Annotated in this window: 8 protein-coding genes; 3 read left to right on the top strand and 5 right to left on the bottom strand. The window is 52.7% G+C overall.

Features of this window, described 5'->3' with window-relative positions; genetic code table 11:
• From ACLD4K_RS18090 to ACLD4K_RS18080, 3 genes are all read left to right on the top strand, one after another.
• The coding region (locus ACLD4K_RS18090; protein WP_411012263.1) for a hypothetical protein at nucleotides 1–274 on the top strand (274 nt) is incomplete at its 5' end.
• A 16-nt stretch (nucleotides 275–290) separates the two neighbouring features.
• On the top strand, nucleotides 291–746 hold the full coding sequence (locus ACLD4K_RS18085; RefSeq protein ID WP_000985653.1) for a DUF4385 domain-containing protein: 456 nt from the start codon (nucleotides 291–293) through the stop codon (nucleotides 744–746).
• Between the two features lie 103 nt (nucleotides 747–849).
• Nucleotides 850–2,151: an MFS transporter gene (locus ACLD4K_RS18080; RefSeq protein ID WP_411012262.1), complete on the top strand. Its 1,302-nt coding sequence runs from the start codon at nucleotides 850–852 to the stop codon at nucleotides 2,149–2,151.
• On the opposite strand, the gene ACLD4K_RS18075 is transcribed toward ACLD4K_RS18080, so the two are convergent.
• The 5 genes from ACLD4K_RS18075 to trxC form a co-directional block, all read right to left on the bottom strand.
• The gene (locus tag ACLD4K_RS18075) at nucleotides 2,148–2,471 is read right to left on the bottom strand and encodes a YfiM family lipoprotein (protein WP_001264478.1); all 324 of its coding nucleotides are present in this window, start codon (nucleotides 2,469–2,471) and stop codon (nucleotides 2,148–2,150) included. The genes ACLD4K_RS18080 and ACLD4K_RS18075 overlap by 4 nt on opposite strands.
• Nucleotides 2,472–2,515: 44 nt before the next feature.
• The gene (pssA, locus tag ACLD4K_RS18070; protein ID WP_411012267.1) at nucleotides 2,516–3,871 is read right to left on the bottom strand and encodes a CDP-diacylglycerol--serine O-phosphatidyltransferase; all 1,356 of its coding nucleotides are present in this window, start codon (nucleotides 3,869–3,871) and stop codon (nucleotides 2,516–2,518) included.
• A gap of 114 nt (nucleotides 3,872–3,985) precedes the next feature.
• The gene (pat, locus tag ACLD4K_RS18065; protein ID WP_001728948.1) at nucleotides 3,986–6,646 is read right to left on the bottom strand and encodes a protein lysine acetyltransferase; all 2,661 of its coding nucleotides are present in this window, start codon (nucleotides 6,644–6,646) and stop codon (nucleotides 3,986–3,988) included.
• A gap of 53 nt (nucleotides 6,647–6,699) precedes the next feature.
• Nucleotides 6,700–7,380: a tRNA-uridine aminocarboxypropyltransferase gene (gene tapT, locus ACLD4K_RS18060; RefSeq protein ID WP_000183642.1), complete on the bottom strand. Its 681-nt coding sequence runs from the start codon at nucleotides 7,378–7,380 to the stop codon at nucleotides 6,700–6,702.
• Nucleotides 7,381–7,452: 72 nt separating this feature from the next.
• Nucleotides 7,453–7,872 carry a thioredoxin TrxC gene (gene trxC / locus ACLD4K_RS18055; protein ID WP_001098732.1) on the bottom strand — a complete coding sequence of 140 codons (420 nt, stop codon included), beginning with the start codon at nucleotides 7,870–7,872 and terminating at the stop codon, nucleotides 7,453–7,455.
• Nucleotides 7,873–8,008: the final 136 nt, after the last annotated feature.

The following is an 8,008-nucleotide window of genomic DNA, read 5'->3' as shown; positions in this document are numbered from 1 at the left end:
TGGCGGGCAGGACGCCCGCCATAAACTGCCAGGCATCAGACAAGTGAAGAAGCCCGTCCGTCTGGACGGGCTTTTTTGCGTGTGTGGTAACTGTAAAATCGTAGGCCTGATAAGCGCAGCGCCATCAGGCAACCGGCACCGTCGGATGGCAGCTCCGCCTTATCCGGCATACAGGAATTATCCCACCTACGAAGCTGGTGCTCTTGTAGAACTGATAAGAGCACAACCCACCCAATCATTAACGATGAACTATCCTTTATACGTGCTTATATAAGCAGTGAGGATTTTCATTGGCTATCAAACCTTTTAACTACCAGCAGGACTTTTCCAGCATCGACTTCCGCCAGCAGCCTGAATTGTATCAGGTTGGACGAGGCGAGCAGGGGGTGCTACTGGTTGAACCCTACAAAAGCGAAATTCTTCCTTTCTGGCGCTATAAAGATGAAGCATCGGCGATGAAATCCGCAGAGCAAATCTACCAGTTGTTCGAAGCTTACCGGCAGCAGGATGATTTCGTTGGTATGGACATGGCGCGTAAATTTATTCAGATGGGATACACCCGCGCCAGGCGATACGCTAACTATAAAGGCGGTAAAAAGTATGCCGAAGACGGCAGCCTGAATACACGGGGTAATGATCCTATTAAGGCCGCGGCGGCAACGGTTTTCAAAGGTTGGTGGGATAAAATTCGTCAGGACGAAGACTATCTGAAACGGAAACGCCAGCATCAGGCACGGTGGGGATAAAAATTAGCAAACAAATAATTAACACTTTATTTACTTTTTGGTCTCGCGTAATCTGAATCTCCAAAATAAAAGGCCGATTAAGCCTGGCAACAAGGAGAACAGTATGGCAGAAATTATTCAGCGTATAGATAAAAACAACGCTGAGGCTCCGGAGATGCGGCGACGCATATGGGCTATCGTGGGGGCCTCTTCCGGAAACTTAGTGGAATGGTTTGATTTCTACGTCTACTCTTTCTGCTCGCTCTATTTTGCACATATCTTCTTTCCTTCTGGTAATACCACCACTCAGCTTTTGCAAACGGCAGGCGTCTTTGCCGCCGGTTTTTTAATGCGACCTATCGGTGGTTGGCTGTTTGGACGCATTGCCGATCGACGCGGGCGCAAAGCCTCAATGTTGATTTCGGTGTGCATGATGTGCATGGGGTCGCTGGTGATTGCCTGCTTACCTGGTTACGATACCATCGGCACCTGGGCACCGGCGCTGCTACTTATTGCAAGGTTATTTCAGGGGCTCTCGGTAGGGGGAGAGTATGGGACCAGCGCGACATATATGAGTGAAGTTGCGCTTGAAGGTCGTAAGGGATTTTTCGCCTCGTTTCAGTACGTTACGCTTATCGGTGGCCAACTACTGGCATTGCTGGTCGTTGTGATTTTGCAGCAGGTTCTGGAGGATGCTGAGCTTCGTGCCTGGGGATGGCGTATTCCCTTTGCGCTGGGCGCCGTGCTGGCGGTTGTGGCGTTATGGCTACGTCGCCAGCTGGATGAAACCTCGAAGTATGAGACTCGCGCATTAAAAGAAGCCGGTTCGTTGAAAGGTTTGTGGCGTAATCGCAAAGCCTTTTTGATGGTGCTTGGTTTCACCGCGGCAGGCTCGCTGTGCTTTTATACCTTCACCACCTATATGCAGAAATATCTGGTAAATACAGCAGGTATGCATGCCAATGTCGCCAGCGGCATTATGACGGTCGCGCTGTGTGTTTTCATGTTGGTACAGCCGTTATTCGGCGCGTTATCCGATAAGATTGGCAGGCGCACCTCTATGCTATGTTTTGGCGCACTCGCGACGCTTTTCACCGTTCCAATTCTCTCCGCGTTGCAGAATGTGACGTCGCCTTATGCCGCATTTGCTTTAGTGATGTGCGCGCTATTGATTGTGAGTTTCTATACCTCGATTAGCGGGATCCTGAAAGCGGAGATGTTTCCGGCGCAGGTTCGCGCCCTGGGCGTCGGTTTATCTTACGCGGTAGCAAATGCGTTATTTGGCGGCTCTGCGGAATATGTCGCGCTGTCGCTAAAGTCTGTCGGTATGGAGAGTTCGTTCTTCTGGTATGTTACCGCGATGGCCGTTCTGGCTTTCCTGGTTTCGCTGATGTTGCACCGTAAAGGAAAGGGCTTGCGCCTTTAGTATCGCGCCATTTGCCAGATAGCGTAACCGGTTGTCGCGCCAGCGACATCCCAGACAAAATCTTTCCAGCTCCAGCCGCTGCCTTCCGGGCGGCTGTCCCAGAGTTCTTTTGAGGCTCCGAGACTCAAAGAAAACATCAGCCCTATCGCTGCGCTGCGGTCAGGGCTTACTCCCTGGTGACGCGCATACTCATTACCGGCTGCCGATAGCATCGCTGATGCCATAAAATGCTGGGCTTTATCCTGACCGCTCCAGCGGTCGTTAGCCAGATGGCTGCACCCGGAGAGAAACAACACCGTAAAAGGAATCAACACGCGCACCAGTTCACTCCTAAGAGAAAACCCCGTACAGGACGGGGCTTCGATTACAGGATACGGCTAATTAATCTGTCGATGCGGATCCGGCGCAGACGGCGAATCAATTTACGCACTTTTATCGGATAGTCGGCAATGCTCTGCAGGTCACGATAATGTTTTACGATGGTTGTGTGCGTTCGGATAAGTTCCAGCTCTTTTTCCCGCTGAGGGGCAAGCTCCTGCTTAGGATCGTGGATCAGAATGGCGTTTTCCAGATCCAGACGCCAGGCGCGAGGATTCAGATTGTTGCCGGTGAGTAGCATCCATTTATCATCTACCCACATCCCTTTCAAATGATAGGTATTGTCGTCATCTTTCCACAGACGCACCACAAGCTGATCGGTATTGACGTAATACTGTAAACGGCTCAGGAAGCGGCGCAGGTTAATCTCATAGAGATAGGGTAACGCGCCAATGATCTTGAACGGTTCATCTTCCGGAATGTAAAAATCATTCGCGGTTTTATCGCCAACAATGATTTCGACTTTCTTTCCGTCGCGTAGTAGCTGAATAATATTCCGCACCAGTACCGCTGGTAGATTGAAGTAAGGGGTACAAATGGTGAGCTTATGCTCCGCACAGGGCATGAGATGGAAAATGGTTTTGTTCAGCAGACTGGATTTGCCAAGCCCGACCAGCGGCGTAACGGAGAGCTGCTCGTCATTAGCGTCACCCTGAAAATGATATGACGCATCACGCAGCTCCTGACGGTATAAGCGGATATCGTTTTTAATCTCCGGGCTTTTCGGACGCTGGGTATTATCCAGACGATTCACACCACGGCCATTCATCAGATTCTGCGTCACCCAGTCAAACATGATGTCTGCCATTTGCCGATTGCGAATCAGCTGGTAGCGATCGTAGCGATATTTGTCATGCTGATGGAGATAGACATCGTTCAGGCTGGCGCCGCTGTACAGGACGCTATCATCAATGATAAAGCCTTTAAAATGCAGTACGCCAAGCGCTTCTCGCGTATTAATCGGTACGCCGTAAACCGGGACATCAATGCCGGGGTTTTCCTGCGCCAGTTGGCAATACCAGTCTGCATTGGTATTCGAGGCTGCTGCGCCAATGCGCCCGCGTTGCGCGCGATGCCAGTCGACCAGCACCCTCACGTCCAGTTCAGGACGCTGCCGTTTAGCCGCATAGAGCGCGTCGAGTATACCTTTACCCCCATCGTCCTGTTCCAGATACAGGGCAACGATACAAATACGCTGCGTCGCGCTGGCGATTTTCTCCAGCAGTGTCTCCCGAAAAGTAGCAGGAGTATAAAAGAAATCTACATCATCAACTGACTGAGAAATCTTAGGGAGTTGGGCAAGGTGTTGTTGATGTTTATTACGCTTAAATTTTGACAACATCACAGTGCATTTCTTCTCTGTTCATTGAAGGGTCCTCTGTGCTATGCAGACGACATAAGCGAGCAATAATAACATCAGTACCCGTTAAAGTGGTCAACATTTCCAGTACATTACTCACGATTCATCACATTTGGCCAGATTCAGCGTCAATCCCACGATGCCCTCGTCGAGCTGAATATCGACCTGAAATCCCAGTTTTCTGGCCAGCGCGACCATGCCGCGATTGTTCGGCATCGTAATACCGTTCAGCCGCTTCAATCCGTGATCGCGAGTATAGGCAATCAATTTCTCCATTAAACGGCGTCCTAAACCCAACCCTTTGAGATCTGAACGCACCAATACGGCAAACTCGGCATCTACGTTGTCAGGATCGGAGATCGCGCGCGTTACGCCGAGGATCTCTTCAGCGTTGTCCATCCGCCTCACGGCCACAAAGGCCATTTCTCGATCGTAGTCGATCTGCGTCATGTTGGCTAAATCTTCATGGGTGAATTCGTTGATCTCGCTGAAATAACGGTAGTAAAGATCCTCTTTGGTGACCTGTGCGATGAATTGTCGCAGTTGGGGCTCATCTTCCGGCAGGATAGGACGGAACAGGCAGCGATCGCCATTTTTCATCTCCACCCACTCTTCAAGCTGGTGGGGATAGGGGCGTACCGCAAGTCGACTTTCGTTATCGCCATCAAACGGGGCAATATCCAGCGTCACATCCAGCGCGGTAAACTCACTGGCGGAAGCCAGCAACGGATGGATATCCAGACGCTGAATTTCCGGGCAATCGACAATCAGGTTTGAAACCTGGACCAGCAACTGGCTTAAACCGACAATATCCAGCGGACGCAGCGCGCTACGGGCGCGAATTTTCCGCTGTTTAATGCCCTGAATCACCAGATAGCGCGCCAGATTCATGTTGAGCGGCGGCAGCGCGACGACCGCCTGCTCTTCCGGACGCCACTCTACGCCGCCTTCACCCAACATAATCAAAGGACCAAATACCGGATCGTGCTCGACCACCACACGAAGCTCCTGCGCGCCGGCGCGGTTAGCCATGCTTTGTACCAGCAAACCGTGAATCCGCGCCTGCGGCCAGGCCATCTTTACACGATCGAAAATGGCGTTCGCGGCCTGTTGTACCTCGCTTGCGGTTCGCAGGTAAAGCATGACCCCCTGAACTTCAGATTTATGCGGAATGTCGGGCGAGCGTAGCTTGAGAGCTACCGGATAGCCTATCTGTTCGGCGATATGCACCGCTTCAGCGCTGTCGCTGGCAATCCAGGTTGGGAGCGTATGCAGCCCATAGGCGTGTAAAATCGGCTGTACTTCATGGGTATCCAGTGAGGTGGCGCCTTCCGCAATCGCCCGCTGTAACAGATTATGCGCCTCAGCGGTATTGGACGTCAGGTTACTCGGCAGCGCTGGCGTTTCCCGCAGTTGCTTCTGGTTACGCCGGTATTCCACCATATGCATAAACGCGGTAATCGTGCCTTCCGGTGTGCGGTAGGTTGGTAAGCCGGCTTCGCTGAATAGCCGTCTTGCTTCCTGAGACGAGAACTCGCCGCACCAGTTTGTCAGCAGCGTAACAAACTTGCCTCTGGGGTGGCGTTTAATCGTCTCGATCAGAGCATGGGCGCTTTCCGTACCCGGCGCGGCAGCGCTGGGAGAGTGGATAACCATAAGCGCGTCAAAATCCTGACTGGCGAGCAGGATATCCAGCGTTTTGACGTAATGTTCGCTGCTGGCGTCATCACACAGATCCAGCGGATTGGCAATATCAATGTGCGGGGGAAGCGCCTGCCGTAGTTGCAGGCAGGTCTCTTCGCTCAACGTCGCCAGCTTGCCGTTACGCGACCACAACTCATCTAACGCCAGCGCGGCAGGCGCGGCGCCATTGCTGATAATCATCAGTCTGTCGCCGCGTAGCGGACGCATATGGCTCAGTGTTTCGACGGCGGAAAAAAGCTCGTGCGTATCCTGGACTCGCAGCAGGCCTGCGCGCTGGATGGCCGCATCCCACGCAGGGTCCATTCCCGCGCTGGTATTAAGTAAACGCTGGGCTGCCGGGCTTCGGCCGCTTTTAATCACCAGAATCGGTTTGTTACGTGAAGCGCTACGGGCGGCGGAAACAAAACGGCGGGCGTCGCTTAACTGTTCCAGATAGAGCAAAATCGCGCTGGTCTTGCTGTCGCGCGCCAGATAGTCCAGTAGTTCATCGACATCAATATCCAGGCTATCGCCCAGCGCGATAAAGTAGGAAAAGCCCATTTCACGCTGTTGCGCCCAGTCAAGAATGGTATTGGACACGGCGGCAGACTGGGAAATAAAAGCGAGCTTGCCCTGTTTAATCGGGACGGGAGAAAAGCTGGCATTCAGCCCTTGCCACGGCGCGAGGAGCCCAAGACTGTTTGGACCCAGCAGACGCATTTTATAATGCCGGGCACAGGCAAGAAGTTCTTCATGTTGCGACGTGGGAGCAGAAAGGATAATGCACGTTTTACACCCTTTCGCGCCAAGCGCGTCCAGTAACGCCAGGTTACGGCTGGCGTTAGTGCATAAAATAGCCAGATCGGGGGTGAAAGGAAGACTGGCGATATCCGGCCAGGCCATGACGCCTAAAACGGCTTTCCAGGCGGGCGTCACGGGAAGGACGGGGCCATTGAATCCGCCCGCCAACAAGTTACGCATCATCAGGTAACCCGCGCGGTGGGGCTTCATTGATGCGCCAATCACCGCGATCGATTTTGGTCGCAGTAGCGCTTCCAGTCCTTGCTGGCTCATACCGGTTTCCCTTACACAGAAGTGACCGGATAATTTTAAACGCTTTCGCTATTTTATGCTGTGACGTTTCCCGGATGTTGCGTTTTTCCTGCCAGATAGCGCGTTTTGAAACGGGTGAAATGTTCACCTAAACTGGTTGCCGCCTCGGTATCTCCCGCCAGATCTAACAACGCTATGGCGACTTCGGCGGTACAATATTGCCCTTCGGCATGGATTTCACGCAGACGATAAGCTGAAAGACGCGATAAATCGACGGAAATGACCGGCAGATGATCCAGATAAGGGCTTTTACGAAACATTTTACGTGCTTCGGGCCAGGTGCCGTCCAGCATAATAAACAGCGGCGGTTTCCCGGCGGGCGGGGTGGAAATGACCTCGCGCGCTTCGCCGGCGTAGGACGCAGGAAAGACCACTATCGGCTGATAATCCGGATGCTGTACCAGCTCCAGCAACGCCTGCGGCGGCTCGGTACGCGACCACTGAAACGCCGCGGTATCCGGCAAAATATCGGCTATCAGCCGGCCGGTATTGCTGGGTTTCATCGGTTCAGTGTCAAACATGACCAGACAAAAACGGCTTTTCGCCTGAGAAGGCGTTAACGTATCACACAGGCAAGATTTTAGCGGCAGCAGGCAGCGTTGACAGCGGCGAACCCGATTGCCTCTGGCAAGAAAAGGGCGAGTAGCGCGCGCAAGCCGTTCGGCGCGTAACTGAAGGACAGCGTTATTGGTCATAGAAAGCGTTTGCGGAGAAAAACGCTATTGTGGCAGAGGTGAAAACGGGGCACAAGATGCGCCCCGTGGCGTTTACAGCGCTTCGTTCAGCCAGCTGTCGAAAGGCGCTTTAGGCACTGCGCCATTAAGCATATCGACCACCTGTCCATGTTTAAAAATCATAATCGTCGGGATGCTGCGGATACCGAAACGGGCGCTGAGTTCCCGTTCCGCCTCGGTATTCACTTTGACGAAACGGACTTTACCGCTGCGCTCTTCTGCGACATCCTCGAAGATTGGCGCAAAGTTACGGCAAGGGCCGCACCAGGGGGCCCAGAAGTCGATCACCACTGGAAGATCGTCCTTCAACAGTTTGTCCAGCGTTTCGCCGGTCGCATTAATGACTTCTCCGTCAAACAACTCATGACCGCAGCGTCCACATTTTGCCGCGTCCTGAAGCCGATCGTCGGGGATGCGGTTAATGGCCTGACAATGGGTACAAACGGTGTTCATAGCTAACCTCTGAATACGTCGGAAGACGTCCCGCTACGCGCGGGATGTTTCTATAATGTTACATATTATCGAGGAGTCTGTGCTAAACAACAATGTGTTTTATTCAATGAGTACAATAGTCGCAAGCTTTTAAACG

This window comes from Salmonella sp. 741265055_HSA (assembly GCF_046569525.1).
GTDB classification, from domain to species: domain Bacteria; phylum Pseudomonadota; class Gammaproteobacteria; order Enterobacterales; family Enterobacteriaceae; genus Salmonella; species Salmonella enterica.
This window is presented reverse-complemented; position numbering and strand designations above follow the sequence as displayed.